General features: G+C 66.4%; 19 protein-coding genes and 1 pseudogene. 15 read left to right on the top strand and 5 right to left on the bottom strand.

The window, feature by feature from the left end:
• The first annotated feature begins 16 nt into the window (after positions 1–16).
• Positions 17–439, top strand: coding sequence for a MerR family transcriptional regulator (locus RZV17_RS01670; protein WP_355606700.1), 423 nt, complete (start codon positions 17–19; stop codon positions 437–439).
• A gap of 25 nt (positions 440–464) precedes the next feature.
• Here the strand turns inward: RZV17_RS01670 and RZV17_RS01665 are convergent.
• Both RZV17_RS01665 and RZV17_RS01660 read right to left on the bottom strand, forming a co-directional pair.
• A pseudogene (locus RZV17_RS01665) lies at positions 465–569 on the bottom strand (VOC family protein); the annotation flags it as partial.
• On the bottom strand, positions 569–1840 hold the full coding sequence (locus RZV17_RS01660; protein ID WP_355606697.1) for an MFS transporter: 1272 nt from the start codon (positions 1838–1840) through the stop codon (positions 569–571). The pseudogene RZV17_RS01665 and the gene RZV17_RS01660, both read right to left, overlap by 1 nt.
• Before the next feature lie 98 nt (positions 1841–1938).
• Here RZV17_RS01660 and RZV17_RS01655 point away from each other — a divergent pair, with 98 nt between their 5' ends.
• Both RZV17_RS01655 and RZV17_RS01650 read left to right on the top strand, forming a co-directional pair.
• Positions 1939–2826, top strand: coding sequence for a LysR family transcriptional regulator (locus RZV17_RS01655; RefSeq protein WP_039566088.1), 888 nt, complete (start codon positions 1939–1941; stop codon positions 2824–2826).
• A 156-nt stretch (positions 2827–2982) separates the two neighbouring features.
• Positions 2983–3651 carry a hypothetical protein gene (locus RZV17_RS01650; protein WP_355606693.1) on the top strand — a complete coding sequence of 223 codons (669 nt, stop codon included), beginning with the start codon at positions 2983–2985 and terminating at the stop codon, positions 3649–3651.
• A gap of 18 nt (positions 3652–3669) precedes the next feature.
• Here RZV17_RS01650 and RZV17_RS01645 read toward each other — a convergent pair whose 3' ends face one another.
• Positions 3670–4476: a TatD family hydrolase gene (locus RZV17_RS01645; RefSeq protein ID WP_355606690.1), complete on the bottom strand. Its 807-nt coding sequence runs from the start codon at positions 4474–4476 to the stop codon at positions 3670–3672.
• A gap of 647 nt (positions 4477–5123) precedes the next feature.
• Positions 5124–6041 carry a LysR family transcriptional regulator gene (locus tag RZV17_RS01640; RefSeq protein WP_184440894.1) on the bottom strand — a complete coding sequence of 306 codons (918 nt, stop codon included), beginning with the start codon at positions 6039–6041 and terminating at the stop codon, positions 5124–5126.
• A 126-nt stretch (positions 6042–6167) separates the two neighbouring features.
• Here RZV17_RS01640 and RZV17_RS01635 point away from each other — a divergent pair, with 126 nt between their 5' ends.
• From RZV17_RS01635 to RZV17_RS01585, 11 genes are all read left to right on the top strand, one after another.
• Positions 6168–7220 (top strand): aromatic ring-hydroxylating dioxygenase subunit alpha, encoded by a 1053-nt coding sequence (locus RZV17_RS01635; protein WP_355606686.1) that lies wholly within the window; start codon positions 6168–6170, stop codon positions 7218–7220.
• A gap of 17 nt (positions 7221–7237) precedes the next feature.
• Entirely contained in the window at positions 7238–8197 is a 960-nt protein-coding gene (locus RZV17_RS01630) for a PDR/VanB family oxidoreductase (RefSeq protein WP_355606683.1), read from the top strand.
• 256 nt (positions 8198–8453) lie between these two features.
• Positions 8454–9767: an NCS2 family permease gene (locus RZV17_RS01625; protein ID WP_355606680.1), complete on the top strand. Its 1314-nt coding sequence runs from the start codon at positions 8454–8456 to the stop codon at positions 9765–9767.
• Between the two features lie 112 nt (positions 9768–9879).
• Entirely contained in the window at positions 9880–11433 is a 1554-nt protein-coding gene (locus RZV17_RS01620) for an adenosine deaminase (RefSeq protein ID WP_355606677.1), read from the top strand.
• A gap of 130 nt (positions 11434–11563) precedes the next feature.
• A complete protein-coding gene (locus RZV17_RS01615) occupies positions 11564–12721 on the top strand; it encodes a nucleoside hydrolase (protein ID WP_355606674.1) in 1158 nt (385 codons plus the stop codon).
• Positions 12722–12931: 210 nt separating this feature from the next.
• Positions 12932–14392 (top strand): AtzE family amidohydrolase, encoded by a 1461-nt coding sequence (locus RZV17_RS01610; protein ID WP_355606671.1) that lies wholly within the window; start codon positions 12932–12934, stop codon positions 14390–14392.
• Positions 14392–15972 (top strand): gamma-glutamyltransferase, encoded by a 1581-nt coding sequence (ggt, locus tag RZV17_RS01605; protein WP_123137561.1) that lies wholly within the window; start codon positions 14392–14394, stop codon positions 15970–15972. Before RZV17_RS01610 ends, ggt begins: the two co-directional genes overlap by 1 nt.
• A gap of 205 nt (positions 15973–16177) precedes the next feature.
• A complete protein-coding gene (locus tag RZV17_RS01600) occupies positions 16178–16483 on the top strand; it encodes a hypothetical protein (RefSeq protein WP_355606667.1) in 306 nt (101 codons plus the stop codon).
• Positions 16484–16711: 228 nt separating this feature from the next.
• The gene (locus tag RZV17_RS01595; RefSeq protein WP_355606664.1) at positions 16712–17077 is read left to right on the top strand and encodes a hypothetical protein; all 366 of its coding nucleotides are present in this window, start codon (positions 16712–16714) and stop codon (positions 17075–17077) included.
• A gap of 317 nt (positions 17078–17394) precedes the next feature.
• A complete protein-coding gene (gene gvpU, locus RZV17_RS01590; protein ID WP_039411978.1) occupies positions 17395–17853 on the top strand; it encodes a gas vesicle accessory protein GvpU in 459 nt (152 codons plus the stop codon).
• 367 nt (positions 17854–18220) lie between these two features.
• Complete coding sequence (locus RZV17_RS01585; RefSeq protein ID WP_355606660.1) at positions 18221–19810, top strand: hypothetical protein; 1590 nt, start codon at positions 18221–18223, stop codon at positions 19808–19810.
• Positions 19811–20018: 208 nt separating this feature from the next.
• Here the strand turns inward: RZV17_RS01585 and RZV17_RS01580 are convergent, their stop codons facing one another.
• Complete coding sequence (locus tag RZV17_RS01580) at positions 20019–20903, bottom strand: alpha/beta hydrolase (protein ID WP_355606657.1); 885 nt, start codon at positions 20901–20903, stop codon at positions 20019–20021.
• Between the two features lie 383 nt (positions 20904–21286).
• Between RZV17_RS01580 and RZV17_RS01575 the strand changes: the two genes are divergently transcribed.
• Positions 21287–22177, top strand: coding sequence for a LysR family transcriptional regulator (locus tag RZV17_RS01575; protein WP_355606654.1), 891 nt, complete (start codon positions 21287–21289; stop codon positions 22175–22177).
• Positions 22178–22367: the final 190 nt, after the last annotated feature.

The following is a 22367-nucleotide window of genomic DNA, read 5'->3' as shown; positions in this document are numbered from 1 at the left end:
CACGTATGCTTGGCAGATGGGCACCTCTTCCACCGCTGACATGCGCATCGGCGCGCTGGCGCAGCGCACCGGCGTCAGTGTGCGCTCGCTCCGCCACTACGATGCCCAGGGCCTGCTGACGTCGTCGCGCAGCGCCAATGGCTATCGGCTGTTTGCGGCCAGCTGCGTGACGCAGGTACGCCAGATTCAACGCCTGATCGGCACCGGCTTCAGCCTGGACGACATCCGCCGGTTTCCCGATTGCATGCGGCTGGTGGAAGGCGCGCCGCTGTGCCCGGAAACCCTGCCGGCGCATCGGCAACGGCTGCAGCTGATCGAACGCCAGCTGGCCGACCTGGAACGCCGACGCGCGCGCTTGCTGGCCACCCTGTCGCAAGATCCGTCAGCGCCGGCCACGCCGCAACGAACGCACCGCAAGCGCACACCGCCGTCGGGATGATGTGCGTTGGCCGACCCTGGTGCACGCGTCTCTCGCCGACGCTGATCACCTGCATGCCGAGCACGCGTGCGTAGAACGCGCAAGCTGCGTCCACGGCCAATAGCAGATGATCGAGTCGCTCGGCCTGCATCACTCACCTCGCGCAGGATGCGGCGCAAAGCGCCCGTAGGGTCGCGCGTCGTCCGCGCGTTGGCGCAGGACGTGTGCGGCGGCAAAGGCCAGTGCGAGCAGCGTCAGGCACATGCCGACCAGGCCAGACCAGCCGCCGTGCTGCCAGAACCAGCCGCCCAGCGCGCCGACCACGCTGGAGCCGGCGTAATACGCCAGCAGATACAGAGACGCAGCATGGCTGCGATGCGCGCCACCGAGCCGGCTCACCCACGCGCTGGCCGCCGAATGCGCAATGAAAAAGCCGATGGTCAACAACACGATGCCGGCCACCACCAGCGCCAGCACATGCACCAGGGTCAGCGCCACGCCCAGCACGCATAGCACGATGCCGGCGCTGACCACCGGGCCACGCCCGAACCAGTCCGACGCCGCACCGGCCACCGACGAGCTGACGATACCGAACACGTACGCACTGAAGATCATGCCGATCTGGCTCTGGCTCAGGCCGAATTCCGGCCCGCCCAGGCGAAAGCCGGCGTAGTTGTAGAGGCTGACAAAGACACCCATCAGCAGGAACGGCAACGCAAACAGCCACGGCAGGTTGCGGTCGCGCAGATGCCCGGCCCAGGCGCGCAGATGAAACTGCAGGTTGACGCCATGCCGGCGCACGAAGTGGCGGGAGGGCGGCAGCAGCCACACGAACGCGACAGCGCACAGCAGGTCGACCACGCTCAGCAGCGCCAATGCGGTGCGCCAGTCGGTGTGGTCGGTCAGCACGCTCATCGCGATGCGCCCGGTCATGCCACCGAAGGCATTGCCGGCCACATACAGGCCGGTGGCCGCCCCCAGCTTGTTGGCCGGAAGTTCTTCGCCCAGGTACACCATCGCCACCGCCGGCACACCGCCCAACGCAATACCCGACAAGGTGCGTACCACCACCAGCGCGCCCCAGTGCGGCAGGAACGCGGCCACCAGGTTGAGCACGGCTGCCAGCGCGATGGAGGCGAACATCAGCCCGCGCCGGCCCAGGTTTTCCGACACCGCGCCAGCGCAGAAGATCGCCACCGCCAGCCCGCCGGTGGCCAGCGACAGCGGCAGCGAGGCCACCGCCGCATCCACGCCGAAGGCGCGTGCGAATTCGGGCAGCACCGGCTGCACGCTGTAGAGCAGCGAGAAGGTGGCAAAGCCGGCCAGGAACAGCGCCAGGCGGATGCGCAGCGTTGCGGGCGGGCCGGCGTCGGCGCCGGGCGATGGGCCGGACGTGCCGGAACTGCGATCGGAGGAAGACACGGGAGCGCACTGGAGACCAGGGACGGCGAGTATTCGCCTGCCACCACCCCCTGTCCAATATATGATTCTGGCAGCTTCCATATATAAAAAAGATGCCCATGGAACTGCGTCACCTGCGTTATTTCCTGGCGGTTGCCGAGGAAGGGAACTTCACCCGCGCTGCGGCACGGGTAGGCATCGGCCAGCCGCCGCTGAGCCAGCAGATCCAGACGCTGGAACGTGAGCTGGGCACGCCGCTGTTCCGCCGCACCCACAGCGGCGCAGAGCTGACCCCGGCCGGCGAGGCCTTCCTGGGCGAAGTGCGCCGCGTGCTGGCCGACGTGGAGCGCGCCGCCGACACCGCCCGGCGCGTGGCGCGCGGAGAGTCCGGCCGGCTGCGCATGGGGTTTACCGCCTCGGCCGCGTTCAGCCCGGTGGTGCCGCGGCTGATCCGCGATTTCCGCCGGCAATGGCCGCAGGTCGAGCTGCTGCTGGAAGAAACCAACACCGCCAGCCTGCTGGTGGGCCTGGCCGATGGCCGCCTGGATGCGGCGTTCGTGCGCTACGGGCTGAGCACCCCGCCCGACCTGCAGTTGCTGCGCTTTGCCGACGAGCCGATGAAGATCGCGGTGCCGGCGGCGCATCCGTTGGCCGCGCGCGCCAGCGCCCCGTTGGCGGCGCTGGCCGGCGAGCCGTTCATCCTGTTTCCGCGCAGCTTCGGATCCAGCCTGTACGACGAAATCCTGGCCGCCTGCCGCGAATCCGGGGTGACCTTGCGCATCACCCAGGAAGCGCCGCAGATGTCGTCGATCATCAATCTGGTCGCCGCCGAACTGGGCGTGTCGGTGGTGCCCGCCTCCACCGCACAGCTGCAGCGCCCCGGCGTGCGCTACCTGGATATCGAAGGCCGCATGCCGCTGGCGCGGCTGGCGTTGGCGGTGGCACCCGGCGCGTTGGACAGCGCGCCACTGGTGCGCCATTTATGGGCGCTGGCGGAGCTGATCTGAGGCGTCGTCGGCTCTGGCGATGCAGCGCATCGGACGCACGCGTCGCGCTGGACGACCGCATCGGTGCCGCACCTGGCTGCCGACCGGCGCAGCATGGCTTGACCTCAACTGCGATTGAGGTTGTCCAATGCAGGCCCCTCACCGATCTTGAGTGCCATGCATCTCCGTCACCTTGTGTTGCCCTGCCTGGATCCCGACCTCACCCTGCGGTTTTACCGCGATGTGCTGCAGCAACCGTCGCACGGCAATACCGTGCGTATCGGGTGGAGCACGCTGGAATGCGTGCAGGCCCAGCAACCGGTGGGCAGCGTGCACCTGGCCTTCAACGTGGCCCCATCGCGCTTCGAGGCCGCTGCGCACTGGATCGGCGCGCGCGCCAGCCTGCTGGGCGATTCGCAAGGTCGCCGGCATTTCGCTCTGGACGGCCCGTGGCAATCGCAGTCGGTGTATTTCGCCGGCCCCGATGGCGCGGTGCTGGAGTTGATCGCACGCGATGCCTTGCAGGATGCTCCGGCCGGCACCGGCCAGTTCCACGGCGAAGAGCTGCTGTGCCTGAGCGAAATCGGGTTACCCAGCGACAATGTCGAGGTGGTGACGCGCAGCGTTGCGCATCACTTTGGCCTGCAGCCATTCGCTCCACCCGTGGAGGGCTTTGCCGCATTGGGCGATGACCACGGCTTGTTGATCGTGGTCGACCAGCGCCGGCGGTGGTTTCCGCAACAACGGCAGCTGCCCTGGGCCGACGGCCTGCGCATCAGCGTGGACACGCCGCAACCGGGTCTGCGCCTGCGCGATGCGCAAGGATGGGAATTGCTGGCGGCGTGAGCCGCCGCGCTGCCCCACTCATGCAGCGCTGGCCGGCGCCGGCAACCGGAAAAACGCGCGTGCCGCCGCAGTGCTGTTGGCGGCGGTCACGGCCACTGCTTCGCCGCGGTCGCGCGCCAGTTCTTCCACGATATGCGCCAGATACATCGGCTCGTTGCGACGGTCCTTGGGCAGGGGCTTGAGCGTGCGCGGCAGCAGGTAGGGCGCGTCGGTTTCGATCATCAACCGGTTGGCCGGGATGTTGCGCACCAGCTCGCGCAAGTGCGCGCCACGGCGCTCATCGCATAGCCAACCGGTGATGCCGATGTAGTAGTCGCGGTCCAGATAGGCAAAGAGTTCCTCGCGCGTGCCGGTGAAGCAATGCACCACCGCCGCACCCAGCTTGCCGTCGAAGCTGCGCATGATCGACAGGAAGTCGTCATGCGCATCGCGCTGATGCAGGAACAGCGGCTTGCCGTTGTCGGCGGCCAGTTGCAGCTGGCGTTCGAAGGCCTTGTGCTGGGCCGGGCGCGGTGCGAAATCGCGGAAGTAATCCAGCCCGCACTCGCCCACCGCCACCACCTGCGGATGTGCCTGCAGGGTGCACATTTCCACTTCGCATTCGGCGGTGAATTCCACTGCGTGATGCGGGTGCACGCCGGCGGTGGCGTAGAGGAATCCGGGGTGTTGTTGCGCCAGTTGCAGGGCCAATGGCGAATGCTCGCGGCTGGCACCGGTGATCACCAACTGCGTCACACCGGCATCGCGCGCGCGTTGCAGTACGGCATCGCGGTCGCGGTCGAAGGAGTCGTGGGTGAGGTTGGCGCCGATATCGATCAACTGCATGCTGCGGTGTCGCCTGAAAGAGCAGGTGTGATTGTACTGGGTGGACGTTGCCCTCACTGGGTGCGCATTGCCCTCATCCGCCCTGCGGGCACCTTCTCCCGCAGGCGGGAGAAGGGAGGTCCGCAATGGGATCGGCATGCGGCCAGTGGTACCTGCATGCCATCGGCCTGCACGAACGCACGGCCTTTCCCCTCTCCCGCCTGCGGGAGAGGGGCATCGGTGAGGGCCGCGTGCGCAACGCACTCACCCCACCACCGGCGCCACCTCGGCCGCACGAACGCACAGCCTTTCCCCTCTCCCGCCTGCGGGAGAGGGCCAGGGGTGAGGGCCGCGTGCGCAACACACTCACCCCATCACAGGCACCGCCTCGGCCGCACGAACGCACGGCCTTTCCCCTCTCCCGCCTGCGGGAGAGGGGCAGGAGTGAGAGCCGCTTGCGCAACACACTCACCCGCCACAGCCACCGCCTCGCCGCACGAACGCACGGCCTTTCCCTCGCCCGCCTGCGGGAGAGGGCCAGGGATGAGAGCCGCGTGCGCAACACACTCACCCCATCACAGGCACCGCCTAGGCCGCACGAACGCACGCCTCTCCCCTCTCCCGCCTGCGGGAGAGGGGCAGGGGTGAGGGCCGCTTGCGCAACGCACTCACCCCATCGCAGGCACCGCCATCGCATCGATCTTTGCCGCCAGCGCCTGGATCGCCAGCTGCGCCGAGCGCGAGAGCTGCCGTTGCGGGGCCACGCACAGCGCCAGCGTCATCGGTTTGGTCAGGTGCTGGCGGAACGGCACGAAGGCCAGGCGTCCGTCGGCCACATCCGGGGCGGCATCCAGCCACGACATCAGGCCCACGCCGGCACCGGCGCGCACCAGGCCGCGCAGGGTGCGCACATCGTTGCAATGGGTGAGCCGCTTCACGTCGATGTGCTGGCGCTGGTAGAGCACCTTGGCATGCTCGCCGACGATCAACGGCGCGGCCGGCAGCAGCAGGCGATGCTCCAGCGTCTCGCTCAGCTGCAGCTCGGTGCGGGTGCTGAGCGGGTGGCCTACCGGCATCGCAATGCCGAGCGGGATATCGGCAAACGCGCGCACTTCCAGGTCCACGCTGCTCACCGGGTCCAGCAGCAGGCCGATATCCACATCTGCCGAGGTCACCATTTCCATCACCCGCTGGTTGCGCGCGGTGGACAGGTTGAAGGTGATGCCCGGGTACTCCTGCACCAGCGCGGCCACTGCCGCCGGCACCACGCCTTCGCTGAGCGCGTCGATCATGGCGATCTCCACATGCCCGCGGCGCAGCCCCTTGAGCTCGTCGAAGCGCTCCAGGGTACGGGCATAAGCCTTCTCCCAGCCGCGCACGTCCACCAGCAACAGCTCGCCGGCAGCCGTGAGCCGCAGCCGGCCGGGCAGGCGCTCGAACAACTGCGCGCCCAGCTCTTCCTCGGCCTTGAGAATCTGCCGGTCGATCGCCGAGGCCGACACGTGCAGCACCTCGGAGGCCTTGCGGATGCTGCCGCAGCGGGCCACTTCGATGAAGTAACGGGTGAAGCGGGAGAAGGTCAGCATGCGGCATGGCTCGGTTGGCGTTGCATTTTTTGCAATGGCTTGGCGGAAAAACGATGTTTGATCACACACCCCCGGCTTCCTAGAGTCAATCCGGCACCGCTCCCGCCTCATGCCAGAGACCGCCCCATGGATGTCGCCGTCCCCGCCCTGCCGCTGCATTGCACCTTCGAGGCCGCCGACTGGCAGCGCCTGGCCCAGCACTGGCATGCGGTGGCGCTGAGCAGCGAGGTGTGCGAAGCACCGTTCAAGGCCACCCTGCTGGACGAGCCGCTGGTGCTGTACCGGCTGGGCGAAGAACTGGTGGCCGCGCGCGATGTCTGCCCGCACCGCGGCGTGCCGCTGAGCATGGGCACGGCCGATGGCGGCGGCGTGGTGTGCGCCTATCACGGGCTGCGCTTCGGCAGCGGTGGGCGCTGCAACCACATCCCGGCCAGCCCCAGCCAGAACATCCCGGCCAAGATGCGCCTGCACACCTACGCGGTGGCCGAGCGCTACGGGCTGATCTGGGTGTGCCTGTCCAAACCGGCCGGAGTGAGCGATGCGGAAATACAGATTCCGCCGATGCCGGGCTGGGACGAAGACGGCTTCCAGCAGATCGTGTGCCCGGCCTTCGACATCGGCGGCAGCGCCGCACGCCAGCTGGAAGGCTTCATCGACGTGGCGCATTTCGCCTTCGTGCACACCGCCACCTTCGCCCAGCCGGACAAGCGCGAAGTACCGGCCTACACCACCACCGAAACACCAACCGGCTTCAACGCCGATTACCTCAGCAGCGTGGCCAATTATTCGGTGGACATGCCGCTGCCGGACGTGGACCCCGACTTCCAATGGCTGCGGCACTTCGAAGTGCATCTGCCGTTTACCGCCACGCTCACCATCCATTTTCCGGTGCCGGGCAAGCGGCTGGTGATCATGAACGCGGCCAGCCCGGTGTCAAAGCACAAGACCCGCCTGCTGGTCCCGATCGCGCGCAACTTCGACACCCATCTGCCGGTGGAAGACGTGCATGCCTTCAACCTGCGCGTATTCGAAGAAGACCGCGCCATGGTGGAAGCGCAGCGGCCGGAATACCTGCCGCTGGACCCGCTGCTGGAAGTGCACATCCCGGCCGACCGCAGTTCCATCGCCTATCGCCGTGGCCTGCGCGGCCAGGGCTACAGCGACTTCTTCCTGCGTTGACCGCCAAGGAGCACGCCATGAGTCTGCATGAAGTGCGCGTTGCCGCGGTCATCGACCAGGGCCATCGCCAGCGCGCGATCCGATTGGAGCCGATCGACGCCGAACTGCCCGCCTTCGAGGCCGGCGCGCATGTAGACCTGCATCTGCCGGACGGCATGATCCGCCAGTATTCGATCGCCAGCGCACCGCATGTGCGCGATCACTATCTGTTGTGCGTCAAGTTGGCCGACGCCTCGCGCGGCGGCTCACGGCACCTGTGCGAGCAGCTCAGCACCGGCGACCGCCTGCAGATTTCCAGCCCGCGCAACCTGTTCCCGCTGCATGCGGGCGAGCGGCACGTGCTGCTGGCCGCCGGCATCGGCATCACCCCGCTGCTGTCGATGGCCGAAGCGCTGGAAGCGCGCGGCGAGCCCTTCGTGCTGCATTACTACGTGCGCCGGCATACCGATGTGGCGTTTTCGCAGCGCCTGCAGCAAGGCTTTCTGCACGGCCAGGTGCAGATGCACCTGAGCGATGGCGGGCAAAGCCCGCGCGTGCATGTGCCCGAGGAACTCGGACAGGCGCGCGCGCACGACCAACTGTATCTGTGCGGGCCGGCGGCGTTCATGGACCACTTCACGCAGCTTGCCAAGACCCATGGCTGGCGCGCGGCGCAGGTGCACCGCGAGCACTTTGCCGCCGCCGACCCGGGGCTTGCACACGATGCCGATCACGCCTTCGAAGTGGAGCTGGCTGCCAGCGGCCGTGTGGTACAGGTGCCGGCCGATTGCAGCATTGCCAGCGCGCTGCTGAATGCCGGCATCGAGGTGCCGTTGTCGTGCGAGCAGGGCATGTGCGGCGCCTGCCTGACCGGCGTGGTCGCCGGCACACCGTATCACCGCGACAGCGTGCTCAGCGACAGCGAACGCGCCAGCAATGCGCAGATCACCCTGTGCTGCTCGCGCAGCCGCTCGCCGCGCCTGGTGCTGGATCTGTGAGTGCGTGACCGGCCTGCGGGCCAGGGCCACCCTGCACGTCGACCGGCAGCGCAAGCGCGAGTGGCTGCCGCAGATGTCTGCCGACATGGGCAGGTCCGGCTACGCTGCCGACCACGCAAGGTGGCAAACCGGCACGCGCAGTGCAAGATGAGCGGCCCGCGCGAGGTGCCTGCACGGGTTGTCCCTGCATCGAAGAGAGTCTGCTGATGGTTGCCTGTTCGTTCGTCACCCTGTGGCCTGCCGAGGGCGCACGCTGATGCGCTGGCCCGGATTCGCCCTTGCTGCCAATGCCAGCACCCCGCGCACGGAAGTGCTGGCCGGTGCCACCACGTTCCTGACGATGGCCTACATCGTCTTCGTCAACCCCGACATCCTGGCCACCACCGGCATGGACCACGGCGCGGTGTTCGTGGCGACCTGCCTGGCCGCCGCACTGGGCTCGCTGCTGATGGGCGTGCTGGCCAATTACCCCATCGGCATGGCGCCGGGCATGGGCTTGAATGCGTTCTTTGCCTTCACCGTGGTGGGCACGCTGGGCTACAGCTGGCAACAGACGCTGGGGCTGGTGTTTGTTTCAGGCTGCGTGTTCCTGCTGCTCACCGTCACTGGCGCGCGGCGCTGGCTGGTGGATGGCATCCCGCCGACCTTGCGCAGCGCGATCGCTGCCGGCATCGGCCTGTTTCTGGCATTGATCGGCCTGCAGAAGGCCGGGCTGGTGGTGGCGCATCCGCAGACGCTGGTGACCTTGGGCGACCTGCACCGGCCCGAGCCGCTGCTGGCGCTGGCAGGGCTGCTGCTGATCGGGGTGCTGGACGTCCGCCGTATGCGGGGCGCGATGCTGCTCGGCATCCTGGCGGTCACCGCCGCGGCACTGGCCCTGGGCCTGGTGCACTACCAGGGCGTGCTGTCGCTGCCGCCCAGCCTGGCGCCGACCTTGCTGCAGCTGGATATCGCCGGTGCGCTGCACGGCCACGGTGGCAGCGGCGCGCTCACCGCCGTGCTGCATGTGGTGCTGGTGTTCGTGCTGGTGGAAATGTTCGATGCCACCGGCACCTTGATGGGCGTGGCGCAGCGCGCCGGCCTGCTGCGTACCGGGGCCCAACGCCGCCAGTTCGACCGCGCCCTGCTGGCCGACAGCACTGCCATCCTGGCCGGCTCGCTCCTCGGCACCTCCAGCACCACCGCCTACGTGGAAAGCGCGGCCGGCGTGCAGCTGGGCGGGCGCACCGGCCTGACCGCACTGGTGGTTGCGGCATTGTTTCTGCTCGCGTTGCTGTTCTCGCCGCTGGCCGCCATGGTGCCGGCCTACGCCACCGCACCGGCGCTGATCTATCTGGCCTCGGTGATGCTGCGCGAATGCACGCAGATCCCGTGGGACGATGTCAGCGAAGCCTTGCCGGCGGCCATCTGCATGCTCGCCATGCCGCTCACCTACTCCATCGCCACCGGCCTGGCCCTTGGGTTCATCACCTATGCGGTGCTCAAGCTCGGCAGCGGCCGCTGGCGCGCCGTGCATCCGGCCACCTGGGCCATCGCCGGCCTGTTCGTACTGCGCCATGCGCTGGAATGAGGCCGCTGCCGCGCCGCGTGTACCGCCATTTTTCTGGCCACGCAAGACGCGGCACCTTGCATCACGCACTGCAGCGCCACGGCGCCGCCCCCTTTTTCTCAGAGCCCACCGCATGCCCCGTCTTCTTCGTTATCTACTCCTGTCGTTATGCGTGGTGCTGCCGAGCGTAGCGCTCGCACGCCCCGCGCAAACACCGGCGCAACAACGCCAGACGCAGGTGGCGCAGCTGTTCCAGGCCGCTGCCTCGCAACCTGCGCAGCTGCGCGCGTTGTTGCAGGCCATGCCCAAGGGCGGCGACCTGCACAATCATTTGTCCGGCTCTGTCTATGCCGAGGACTATCTGCAATGGGCCAGTGACGATGGTGCCTGCGTGCAGCTGGACGACCTGAGCCTGCGGGCCCCGCCGTGCGGCAAGGGGCAGCAGCCGGCCAGCGGCCTGGCCACACGCGATGCGGCGTTGTACGGGCGGGTGGTCGATGCGCTGTCGATGCGCAAGTTCGTCCCCAGCCCCGCGCAACCCACCGGGCATGGCCAGTTCTTCGGCACCTTCGGCAAGTTCGACGCGGTGGTACGCGCGCACGTGGCCGACACCGTGGCCGCGGTGCTCGACCAGGCCGCCCGCGACCGTGTGCCGTACGTGGAGATCATCGCCAACCCGCCGCAGATGGACCAGGCCGCCAAGCGCATGCAGGCGCTGCCGTGGAACGGCGATGACGATGCTGCGAACCTACGCGCCCTGCAGGATGCTTTGCCGGCACTGGTGCAGGCCGCGCAACGCGAGCTGGCCGCCACCGACACGCAGGTCCGCCGCGTGCTGCGCTGCGACCAGGCCGATGCCCGTCCCGGCTGCAGGGTCGCCTACCGCTACGTGCCGTATGTGTTGCGCGTGCTGCCGCAGCCGATGGTGTTCGGGCAGATGGCACTGGCCCATGCGCTGATCGCCGCCGGTGGCAGTCGCGCGGTTGCAGTGAACATCGTCGCGCCCGAAGACAACCCGGTGGCAGTGGCCGATTACACCCGGCATATGGCGATGTTCCGCTTCTTTGCCGCGCACTACCCGGGCGTGCCGCTGTCCCTGCATGCCGGCGAGCTGACGCTGGGGCTGGTGCCGCCTGCGCACTTGCGCACGCACATCCGCCAGGCGGTGGAGGTTGGCGCGCGCCGGATCGGGCACGGCGTGGACCTGCCCTACGAAGACGATGCCCAGGCGCTGCTGCAACAGATGCGCAGCAAGCAGGTGGCGGTGGAGATCAACCTCACCAGCAACGATGTGATTCTTGGCATCAAGGGCGCCGCGCACCCGTTGTCGATGTATCTGCACGCCGGCGTCCCGGTGGTGCTGTCCACCGACGATGCCGGCGTCTCGCGCGCAGACATGACCCATGAATATCAACGCGCCATGCAGGAGCAAGGCATCGACTACCCAACGCTCAAGCAGCTGGCACGCAATGGCCTGACCTACAGCTTCCTGCCCGGCGCCAGCCTGTGGAATGCGGATGGTGCAGCTGCCCCGGCCTGCGCCACTGCCTTGCAGAGCGAAACCGACGACGCCGCGTGCCAGGCATTTCGCCAGGGCAGCGAGAAGGCACGGCTGCAATGGCAGCTGGACGCCGACCTGGCGCAGTACGAACGCATGCTGTTGGGGCAACAACACGCTGGCGCATGACAGGTAGGAGCGCGCTCGCGCGCGATGAAGCGTTACCGGCAACGCCATCCGCGCGCAAGCGCGCTCCTACACAGGCGACTTCCTGCTCCCTCTCCGCTGCAATGCACTCAACCCACACGACCAACGCGCAATGACTTCCCCACACACCGCCCCATCCAAACGCCGCGTCATTCTCGAAGACGATATCGACGGCTTCACGCCTGCGCAGCTGCTGCTGTTGCAATCGCCCGAGGTCGAGGTGCTGGGCATCAGCGCGGTCAGCGGCAACATCTGGCGCGATGAAGTGCTGGCGCACACCTGCCGGCTGCTGGAACTGGCCGGCCATCCGCAGATTCCGGTGCTGCCCGGCCCGGTGCATCCGCTGCTCAACAGCGAAGCGGCCACCGAACGCTGGGAAGCGCTGTACGGCAAGCTGCTGTGGAAAGGTGCGTGGACCAAGCACTGGGTGGAGGGCGACACCGTGCAAAGTGCACCGCGCTATCACGCGCACGACGTGGTGCCGGACCTGCCGCTGGGCAATCCCGGCGTGGTGCGCCCCAGCGACGAGCCGGCCGCGTTGTTCATGCTGCGCATGGTGCGCCAGTACCCGGGCGAAGTGAGCATCATTGCCACCGGCCCGTTGACCAATCTGGCCCTGGCCCAATCGCTGGACCCGGCGTTTGCCACGCTCGCGCGCGAGCTGGTGTACATGGGCGGCAGCCTCAATCCGCGGCAGCAGCGCGACAGCGTGAGCGCTCGGCAATTCGCGCGCGAATTCGTCAACTCGCCCCGCCGTGAATTCAATATCCGCTGGGACCCGGAGGCCGCCAGCATCGTCATGCGCGCACCGTGGCGCCAGATCACCATGGTGCCGGTCGACCCCTCCACCGCCACCGAACTGACGCCTGAGTTGCTGGCGCGCATGAGCGCGGCCGACACCACCATTGGGCATGCGTTGCGCCGGCGCGAGCCTGGCTTTCCGATGTGGGATGAACTGGCCACGGCGGTGTGGCTGCAGCCGGAGCTGGCCACGCAGGTGGAGACGCTGTATGTCGACACCAATACCGCCTTCGATGCCGGGTATGGCGACATCCTGTCGTGGGCACCGGGCTACCAGCCGGGCCTGGGCGAGCAGGCGCAACGCGTGGTGCATGCGGTGGATGTGCAGGCATTCGAGCAGTTGTTGGTCGACCGCCTCACTGCGCCGCAGCCGCCAGCAGTCGGATTGCCGCTCCCCCTTCTCCCACCGGGAGAAGGTGCCCGAAGGGCGGATGAGGGCACGCCAGCCGGTAAACGGGAGGCCACTTGAGGACGAAAACGAGCCGGCTCAATGAGCAGCCGACACACCTCCACCTCCCGGGGCACCCTCACCGCAATCCCCGCTCCGCGCCCCAGCCCGCGTTTGCGACGCGGGCGCTCCAATGCACGCGCGCCAGTGGCGCGCAGGTCGCGCCTTCTCGCCCCGGCGGGAGTGGGGCCAGACCAGCACCCGCACCACTCCAGCAACCCAAGGTGACCCATGCAACTCCCAGCGCAGTGGCAGGCCGGCGTCGATCGCAATACCGAAGTGCTGCGCAGCCATGCGCAGCTGCTGGCCACCTTCAACGCGCCCACTACTGCCGCGCGTGATGGAAGCGGCCCACGCGGCCAGATCGCGGCCATCGTCAGCAGCACACGCAGCCAGCCCACGCTGGCCGCGCGGCTGGCAACGCAGACGCTGACGCGCATCAACCAGGTCAACGACAACCTGTGCGCGATCACCCGCCTGCTGCCGGCGCGCGCCGCCGCCGATGCCGCGCGCGTGCAGGCTGCACTGGCCGGGGGCAGCGACGGCGGCGCATTGGCTGGCATGCCGTTCGTGGTCAAGGATCTGTTCGATGTCGCCGGGCAGGTCACCACCGCCGGTGCTGCGGTTCGCGCGCACTACCCGCCCGCTGCCCGCGATGCGGCCGTGGTGCAGCGGCTCAGCGATGCCGGCGCGGTGCTGATCGGTACGGCCAACATGGACGAATTCGCTTACGGCTTTGCCACCGTCAACGCGCACTACGGCACCACTGCCAACCCGCATGACCACCAGCATCTGGCCGGCGGCTCGTCGGGCGGCTCGGCCGCGGCAGTGGCCGCCGGGCTGGTGCCGTTCGCGCTCGGCTCGGACACCAATGGCTCCATCCGCGTGCCCGCCGCGCTCTGCGGTGTCTACGGCCTGCGCCCGACGCATGGCGCGCTGCCGCTGGATGGCGTGTTTCCGTTTGTGGATGCATTGGATGTGGTCGGCCCGTTCGCAACCTCGGTGGCCGATCTGCGTCTTGTTTATGAGGTGATGCGCGGGCATGCGCTGCCCGCGGCCACTACCGGCAAGCTGCGCATCGCACGCCTGGGCGGCTGGTTTCAGCGCAATCTGGATCCAGACCTCGATTCCGCGCTGGCGGCAGTGCTGGCCGCCTGCAACAGCAGTGCCTCGATCGAACTGCCGGAGGCCGAGCGCGCACGCGCAGCCGCCTTCGTCCTCACCGCTGCCGAAGGCGGACACCGGCACCGCAACGCACTGGCCACGCACGCCGCGCAGTTCGACCCCGCCACGCGCGATCGCCTGCTGGCCGGCCTGCAGCTGCCCGCCAGCGCCGTGGCCGACGCGCACCGCTTCGCCCGCTGGTTTGCCGGCGCCATGCATGCGCTATGGGACGATGTGGATGTGCTCATCGCGCCGACTACGCCGTGCGTGGCACCGCGTATCGACCAGGACACCATCCAGATCGACGGCCTGCCGGTATCGGCACGCGCCAATCTGGGCATCTTCACCCAACCGCTGGGGCTGGCCGCCTGCCCGGTGCTGGCCGCACCGTTGCCGCGGCCCGGGCGGCTGCCGCTGGGCGTGCAGCTGATTGCCGCGCCCGGCCGCGAAGACCGCCTGTTCGCGCTCGCCGCGCAGCTTGAACGCGATGGCCTGCTCGCCTTCAGTCCGCCGCCGGAGACACGCTGATGCTGCATACCCTGCGCGCGCGCCGCGGCATGGTGGTGGCCCCGCACCACCTCGCGGCGCAGGCCGGGCGCGATGTGTTGCGCGACGGCGGCAATGCCATCGAAGCCGCCGTGGCCACCGCCGCCTGTCTGGCGGTGGTGTACCCACACATGACCGGCATCGGCGGCGATGGCTTCTGGCTCATCCACGAACCCGATGGCCGCGTGCACGCCATCGACGCCTGCGGCCGCGCGGCACAGGCGGCCACGCTGGATTTCTATCGGGGCCACAGCAGCATCCCGTGGCGCGGCCCCGGCGCAGCCAATACCGTGGCCGGCACCGTCTCCGGCTGGGCGCTGGCCCTGCACCACGCGGGCGGCAGCTTGCCGCTGCAACGCCTGTTGCAGGAGGCCATCCACCACGCCAGCGACGGCGTACCGGTGACCTTGGGCGGTGCCCAGATCGCTGCCGGCAAGAGCGCCGAACTGCGTGTGCAACCCGGTGCCTACGCCAGCATCTTCGAACCGCACGGCGCGCCCCTGCGCGAAGGCGCGCTGCTGCAGCAACCGCAGCTCGCACACACCCTGCAGCGGTTGGCCGACCACGGCCTGGAGAGTTTCTATCGCGGCGCACTCGCCGACGACATCGCTGCCGACCTGCAGGCGCTCGGCAGCCCGCTACGCGCGCACGACCTGGCACAGCATCAGGCCGACGCCAGCGTGCCGCTCTCGGTCGCCATCCACGGCGCGCGCCTCTACAACCACGCACCGCCCACGCAAGGCCTGGCCTCGCTGCTGATCCTTGCCTTGTTCGACCGCCTGCATGTCGAACACCCCGACAGCTACGCGCACCTGCACGGCCTGATCGAAGCCAGCAAACAGGCCTTCCTGATCCGCGACGCGCATGTCGGCGACCCCGCCTGGATGTCGCTCGACCCACAGGCGCTGCTGGACGATACCGCCGCCCTCGATGCGCTCGCCGCGCGCATCGACATGACCACTGCATTGCCCTGGCCGCACCTCTCGCAAGCCGGCGACACCGTGTGGTTCGGCGCCATCGACGCAGACGGCCGCGCGGTCAGCTGCATCCAGTCCACCTATTTCGAATTCGGCTCCGGCCTGGTGCTGCCGCGCACCGGCATCACCTGGCAAAACCGCGGCTGCAGCTTCCGTCTGGCACCGGACGGCTGGAACGCCCTGGCCCCCGGCCGCAAACCCTTCCACACCCTCAATCCGGCGTTGGCCACTTTCGACGATGGCCGCATCATGGCCTACGGCACCATGGGCGGCGAAGGCCAGCCACAAACACAGGCCGCCGTGTTCTCGCGCTACGCCCGCTACGGCATGCCGCTGCAACAGGCCATCACCGCACCGCGCTGGCTGCTCGGCCGCACCTGGGGCGAAGCCAGCACTTCGCTGAAGCTGGAAGACCGCTTCGATCCGGCAGTGGTGCAAGCACTCCGCGACGCCGGGCATGCGGTGGAGCTGTTGCCCGCCTATACCTCGGTCATGGGACATGCCGGCGCGCTGGTGCGCGAGGTCGATGGCGTACTCAGTGGGGCAAGTGATCCGCGCTCGGATGGTGCGGTGGCTGGCTGGTGATAGTTGGGTACTTTGAATAAACTTCCTGCAGCAACTTCATGCTAGCGTCACGCTAGTTAGTCAGGGAAGCGCTACACCATGAGACCCACGTTTCGCCGACGGACGCACCATTGGGCATAGACACTAAACAGCAGAGACCCCTGTACACAAAGGGGATGGCCACCCATCACATTGTGGCCTATTGCGACGCGGCTTCCAGGCTGCTGTGAAATTCAGCCTGCTCATTTCGACAAGCTGGACGGTCAAGTGTGCCGATGATTCTAGATGGACTTTCGATATGTCCAAGGGCGCTTGGTGGCTGCAACTCGACAATATTGAATCCCACATCAAAGATTCTCTGGCAGAAGAGAGTTTTGGCTTGTCTGTCGATACGTTCTATTTTGGCTTTGAGCTAACGGATGTTGCGGAAGGATTAAATTTTGAAGCAACCAAGGGTTACATGAGTTACAGACCAAGCGCAAGTCATTCATCACTGTCGGCCAACTGGACTGGAATGACTTCAAACATCTGACCGCCGCGTTGCAATTGGAACTTTTCAAACGGACACTCCTGGATGCTGTCTCAGGCATCGCGCTTGCCAAGCGAAAACCCAAGGACTTCGATTTTAGGCGTCTTTATGCCGTCCTACTCGAGAGTATGAGCGCGCTTTCCGTAAAGCATTGCACCGGCCCTCGAGACGATATTGACCTCATCTAACCCACAACACTTCATTCGGCTAACTGATCAAGACACAAGACTCATGAGAGCTACCTGTGCAATTTCAATCCTGTTCGTTTTGATCGCGGCGCCTGCTACTGCCAGCAGCACCATGTGCACGTTCACTAGCCAAAGCGAAAATCCAGCCAATGACCTTGAGTTTCTTGGCTACGGAAAAATCCAGCAAATTCTGGTTCACCCACCCGGATCGGATGGCGCGAAAAGCTTGCCGAGCGGTTCCTACCACGTCATTGAGTTCGAGGAAAAGACCAGGACAATCAACCTAATTTATCGCAACCCCGGTAATCCACAGCTGCTGCCATCCTTTACTCTCAAGGGAGTTGGCAAAAAGACTTCCATGTGGACCGCAGGCAAGACCATCACTGGCGAATTCAGCTGCGACCACTGATCAAGATTGCTTCGGAATAATCAAAGACGACCTGCTGCTTCTGAAATTGCAATGCGCATGCCGCTTGCGCGCGCAAGAGAGAACTTACCCAGCAGTACTAGCTAGCGCCCTGGAACAATAGTAAGTGCCAAGGCAGCCCGGCCAGGTGAACTTGTCATAGACTCTGCGCATGCTCGCCAAGGCGACGGTGGCGGACTCAACCATGCCCATCACTGGACAGGACGCACTGGCTTTCTTGGGCATGCGCAGCGATGAGCAGGCTCTTCGCCGCACTTAATGTGTACACACCGGTTACATCTTTTACCAAGGAGAGCTGTATGACAGACCAAGAGCAACATCAACCCAGCCTGGAAGACGTCAAGCTGGCGTTCGACGGCCAGAGCGTGGACTGGTATCTGCAGAAGCTGGTCGGTATTGCCAACTCCTCGGATGCGCAGTTCGGCATTACGCTGTTTGTCGATGGCATCATCGTGTCCGGCCAGCTGGTCAGCGGGAAGCAGTATTTCGAGGCATTTGCGCAGGAATTTTCTGCCGCCTACCCCGGCGATGCCGAAGAAAGGGAGGAGATCCGCCGCGCGTTTGCCAGCCACGCCAGCATCTACGACAGCGAGGACGATGCGCAGCAAAGCAGCGCACCGCCGCAGTTCATCCACCTGATCGATGCGCGCTGCTTTTCACCCGCCGGCCAGCCGCTGCCGAGCAACCGTGGCGTGCTCTGGCGTGGCAAGGTCAACGCTGTGTCCGGCTTCACCCTGGGATCGCTTTCTGCGGATTAGCGCTGGCTGACGCTGATGCCATGATGCATCGCTCGTCCTGGGCTTGCAGGATCGCCGGGTTGCGCCGTCGCAGCGCCCCGTCCAGGGTGCGTCCATGCGCCGAAGTCATCGTCACTACGATGGCCGGTGCGGCGTTGCGGCCTGCCGTCATGCCTGGCGTCGCAGGCATGGCGTCTGGTTGAGTCCGACCGACAGCGTGAAGTGCGACGCGCGATGACCATTCCCGCGCATCCCCTGACGCAGTGCTGATCTTTGTGAGCGAGCAAAATCGCCGCAATTTGTGCGCAACGTCGCGTGGCAACGGAACCTTGAGCGCTAGGCTTGCGACTGCGCCGTCAACGGCGACGTGCGAAGGGGAAGGGACACCGTGGCGACATTCACCGTGGCAATCGATGTACTGGACACGCCACCGGCCCCGGCATCGGCAAGTGGCGTCGGCATCTGCCTTTCCGGTGGCGGCAGCCGTGCCCTGTCGTGTGCGCTGGGGCAGCTGCGGGGGCTGCGCTACCTGGGGCTGCTCGACAAGGTCAGCGCGATTTCATCGGTCTCCGGCGGGACCTGGGCCAATGTGTTGTACAGCTACCTGCCGAAGGCCATCAGCGACGATGAATTCCTGGGCCCGGTGGTGCTGGATCCTTCGCAACTGGGCTTGGACGTGCTGGCGCAGATGGCGCCAAACAATCTCGGCCAGGTGCCGTATCGGCTTGGCACGCTGCCGATCCTCAATGAACTGGCCGAGTACCGGCTGAGCAAACGCTACGTCCCATCGGATATGTGGCAAGCGGTCATCGGCAAGCTGGTGCTGAAGGACTACGGTTTGTGGAAGCCCGATGCCACCGGCATCGATCCGCATTATTTCACCGGCACGGCGACGTACCTGGCGCAAGGCCCGCTGCAGCGCAATCCCCAGTTGACCGCAGACGACTTCTACACCTTGCGAGACGGGCGGCCGCTACCGATCTTCAACACCGCCGTCTTCATCAACGATGGCGTGAGCGCGGATCTGCTGCCGTTCGAAGCCAACTGGTTTCTCGGTATCCGCGGGTTCTTCGACCAGCCTGACCAACTCGGTGTCATTGGTGGTGGTCTCATCGAGTCGTTTGCGATGGGCAGCGACTACACCGCCGACCACGGTGCCGGCATGGTCACCGCCCGCGTGCCCCAGCGTGCCTTCAGCCTCAACGACATCGCCGGGTGCAGCAGCATGGCGCCGGCCGAAGACTTCGAAGAGAGGTTTCCCGAGATCAATGGGCTGGTGCCGCGTTACCGGTACTGGCCCGTCGGTGATCGTGATCAATCGACGGAGAGTTACCGCTTCGCCGACGGCGGCAACCTGGAAAACCTGGGCATCATGCCGCTGCTCGCACGTGGCTTCACGCGCCTGCTGGTGTTCGTCAACTCGGACCAAGGGGTGAACATCGATCCGGAATCGGGCGAAACCGTGGTTGCCGACGACCTGCCGCCGCTGTTCGGGCTGCAGCCGTTCTGCGAGAAAACCCGCAGCTACCCGGCGTATGCCAACGAGCAATTGTGCGAGGGCGCCAACGGCATGTTCCGGCACAACCAGGTGTTCGATACCACCGCATTCGATGCATTGAAGCAGGGCTTGCTGGCAGCCAAAAAATCCGGCGGCGCGTTACTGGTGCGGCAGCGCTTGCGCGTGCTGGAGAACGACTGGTTCAACGTGCCTGCGCAGCAGTCGGTCGAGATACTGTGGGTGTACAACGATCTGGTGCGTGCATGGTGGAAACAATTGCCGGATGAAACCCAGATCGAGCTGGATCTGCAAAGCGTGGACGATTTCCCCCTCTATGGCACGGTCACCCAGCTGCATCTGTCCTATCCGCTGGTCAACGCGCTGGCGCATCTGAGTTGCTGGAACCTCGCCTCCGACAGCACGGTGGGCAACCCCGATGGGCAAAGCAACGCCGACGTGGTGCGTGGCATGTTTGCGTGATGCGCTTGCGGAAATAGGGCCGCAAGCGCATCACGCACCACGCGGGGCCGGAGCGCGCCGGGCCGGGCAGCATCTGCCGGCAAAGATCACTCCCACCCGCGTTGATGTCAGTGCCGTTGCACATGCCGCACTGCATCGGCAGATCCGCACAAGGCTGGCCAGCACCAGCGCTGTCGCCACGCCCGCAGTGCCCACTCAGCTGCCCGCGTTACGACGATGCCGTGAGCGTGCGTGACAGGAAATCGTGGAGGTACTGCGCAATCTCCGGCGCATGCGTTTCCAGCGCGAAGTGGCCTGCGTCCAGCAGATGGATTTCGGCGTTCGGCAGGTCTTTGCGATAGGCCTGTGCACCGGCCGGAATGAAGGCAGGATCGTGCTTGCCCCACACTGCCAGAAAGGCTGGCTGATGCTGACGGAAATACGCGTGGAAGGCAGGATAGGCCGCCACGTTGCTGCGGTAGTCCAGGATCAGATCGAGCTGGATCTCTTCGGCACCCTCTCGTGCCATGTATCCGATATCCAGCGTGTAGCCATCGGGAGAGAGTTTGCCCGGATCGGCGCCGGTGCCGTACAGCCAGTCGCGAATGGCCTGCGGCGATAAGGAGGCACGGCATGCCTGACGATTGGCGGCGCTCGGCTCGCGCCAGTACGCCTGCCACGCACCCCATTGATCGCTGATGCCCTCCACATAGGCATTGCCGTTCTGGCTGATGATGGCGCTCACCTTGTGCGGGTTTGCAGCAGCCAGGCGAAAGCCGACCGGCGCGCCGTAATCGAACACGTACACGCTGTAGCTGGCGAGTGCCAAGGCTTCAGTGAACCCTTCGATGACGTTGTAGAGGTTCTCGAACGTGTAATCGAACTGCCCGCGCGGTGGCGCCTTGGTATTGCCGAAGCCAGGCAAATCCGGCGCGATCAGGCGATAGTGCTGTGCGAGCAGCGGCATCAGGTCGCGGAACACGTGGCTGGCACTGGGAAACCCGTGCAACAGCAGCAACACCGGCGCATCCTTGCGCCCCGCCTCGCGGTAGAACACCTCGACGTCCCCGACCTGCTGGGTCTTGTAGCTCACACGCGTGTGGTCATGAAACATGATGTCTCCTTTCACTGTCTGTGGTTGTCTGGCCGTTGCCACGTTTGGAATGCCAGCGCCCACCGAGGCAGCGGTCACGGCCCATGCGACCAGCAGCCCGGTGGACGCGGGCACTGCCGGGGCGTTGTCGGCAAGGGACGCGGCTGATGGCTCTGATCGAGCGATGACACAATCAAACGCGGATGAAGTGAGAGCCATGCTAGGCATCGGCGCGCAGCAGCAGAACACCCAGGCAGCGCAATTGACCATTGCGGCGCTCGTAATGCTGCATCGATGACAACACGCGGCGCCCTGGTGCTGCAGGTGGACCGCGACGGCACCAGGACGCTGCTACGCTGTGGTGAACGCCAATTGCCGAGTCCGCGGTGGATCGCATCCAGGAAATGACGCTGTTTGCAGCCCTCGCCGAGCAGGCGAGCTTTGCCGCGGTCGCGCGGCGCCTGGGGATTTCCACCGCCACGGTGACACGTAGCATCGCGCAGCTGGAGCAGCGCCTTGGCGTGCTGCTGGTGGTGCGCAGCACCCGCAACATGCGTCTCACCGATGCCGGACATCAATACGCCAACGATTGCCGGCGCCTGCTGACCGAGCTCGATGAGGTGGAGCGCCGTGCTGCCGGCCTGCACACGCATCCCAGCGGCCTGCTCACGATCACGGCGCCGCACCTGTTTGGTGCCATGCATGTGATGCCGGTGGTAACGCGCTATCTGGCCCGGTACCCGCTGATACACGTGCGCGCCATCCTGCTCGACCGTGTTGTGCCGATGCTGGACGAAGGCATCGACGTGGCGGTGCGCATTGGTGCGCTGCCCGATTCGTCGTTGACCGCCATCCCGGTCGGCGGCGTACGCCGCATGGTCTGCGCATCACCGCAGTACCTCGATGCGCATGGCATCCCGCAGCATCCGGACGCGTTGCCGCAGCATGCAACCATCTCGATCTCCGCGGCCGAGCGCCCGGCACCGTGGCCGTTTTGCGTGGACGGGCACGCCCACCTGGTCGATGCCGACTCGCGACTCAGCGTCAACGGCTGCAATGGCGCCATCGAGGCCGCCGTGCAGGGCTGGGGACTCACGCAGGTGCCGTCGTACCAGGTCCGCGATCATCTGCGCAGCGGCCAATTGGTCAGCGTGCTCGACGCCTTCGAAGTCGCGCCGGAGCCGGTGCATGTGGTCTACCTCGAAGGACGCCGTGGCTCATCGAAGGTGCGAAGCTTCGTGGACGACTGCGTGGACGCGTTGCGGCAGGAGCTGGCACCTCCGAACGATGCCTGATGACGCGCCCGCACGGTCAGGCCTGAAGACGGTCGCCCGCAGCGGCCACCAGCGACGGCCCAGCAACAGGCGGGCACCAGTTGCGGGTGGCGCCGATCAAGGGATCGGCCTGGCAGCATGCCGCCCGGTGCTTGGCTGCATGCCGGGGCGCTGATCGCGACCACCATCGCGGCGCATGGCGTCCTGGCCC

This window comes from Xanthomonas cannabis (genome assembly GCF_040616535.1).
Lineage (GTDB): Bacteria > Pseudomonadota > Gammaproteobacteria > Xanthomonadales > Xanthomonadaceae > Xanthomonas > Xanthomonas cannabis.
This window is presented reverse-complemented; position numbering and strand designations above follow the sequence as displayed.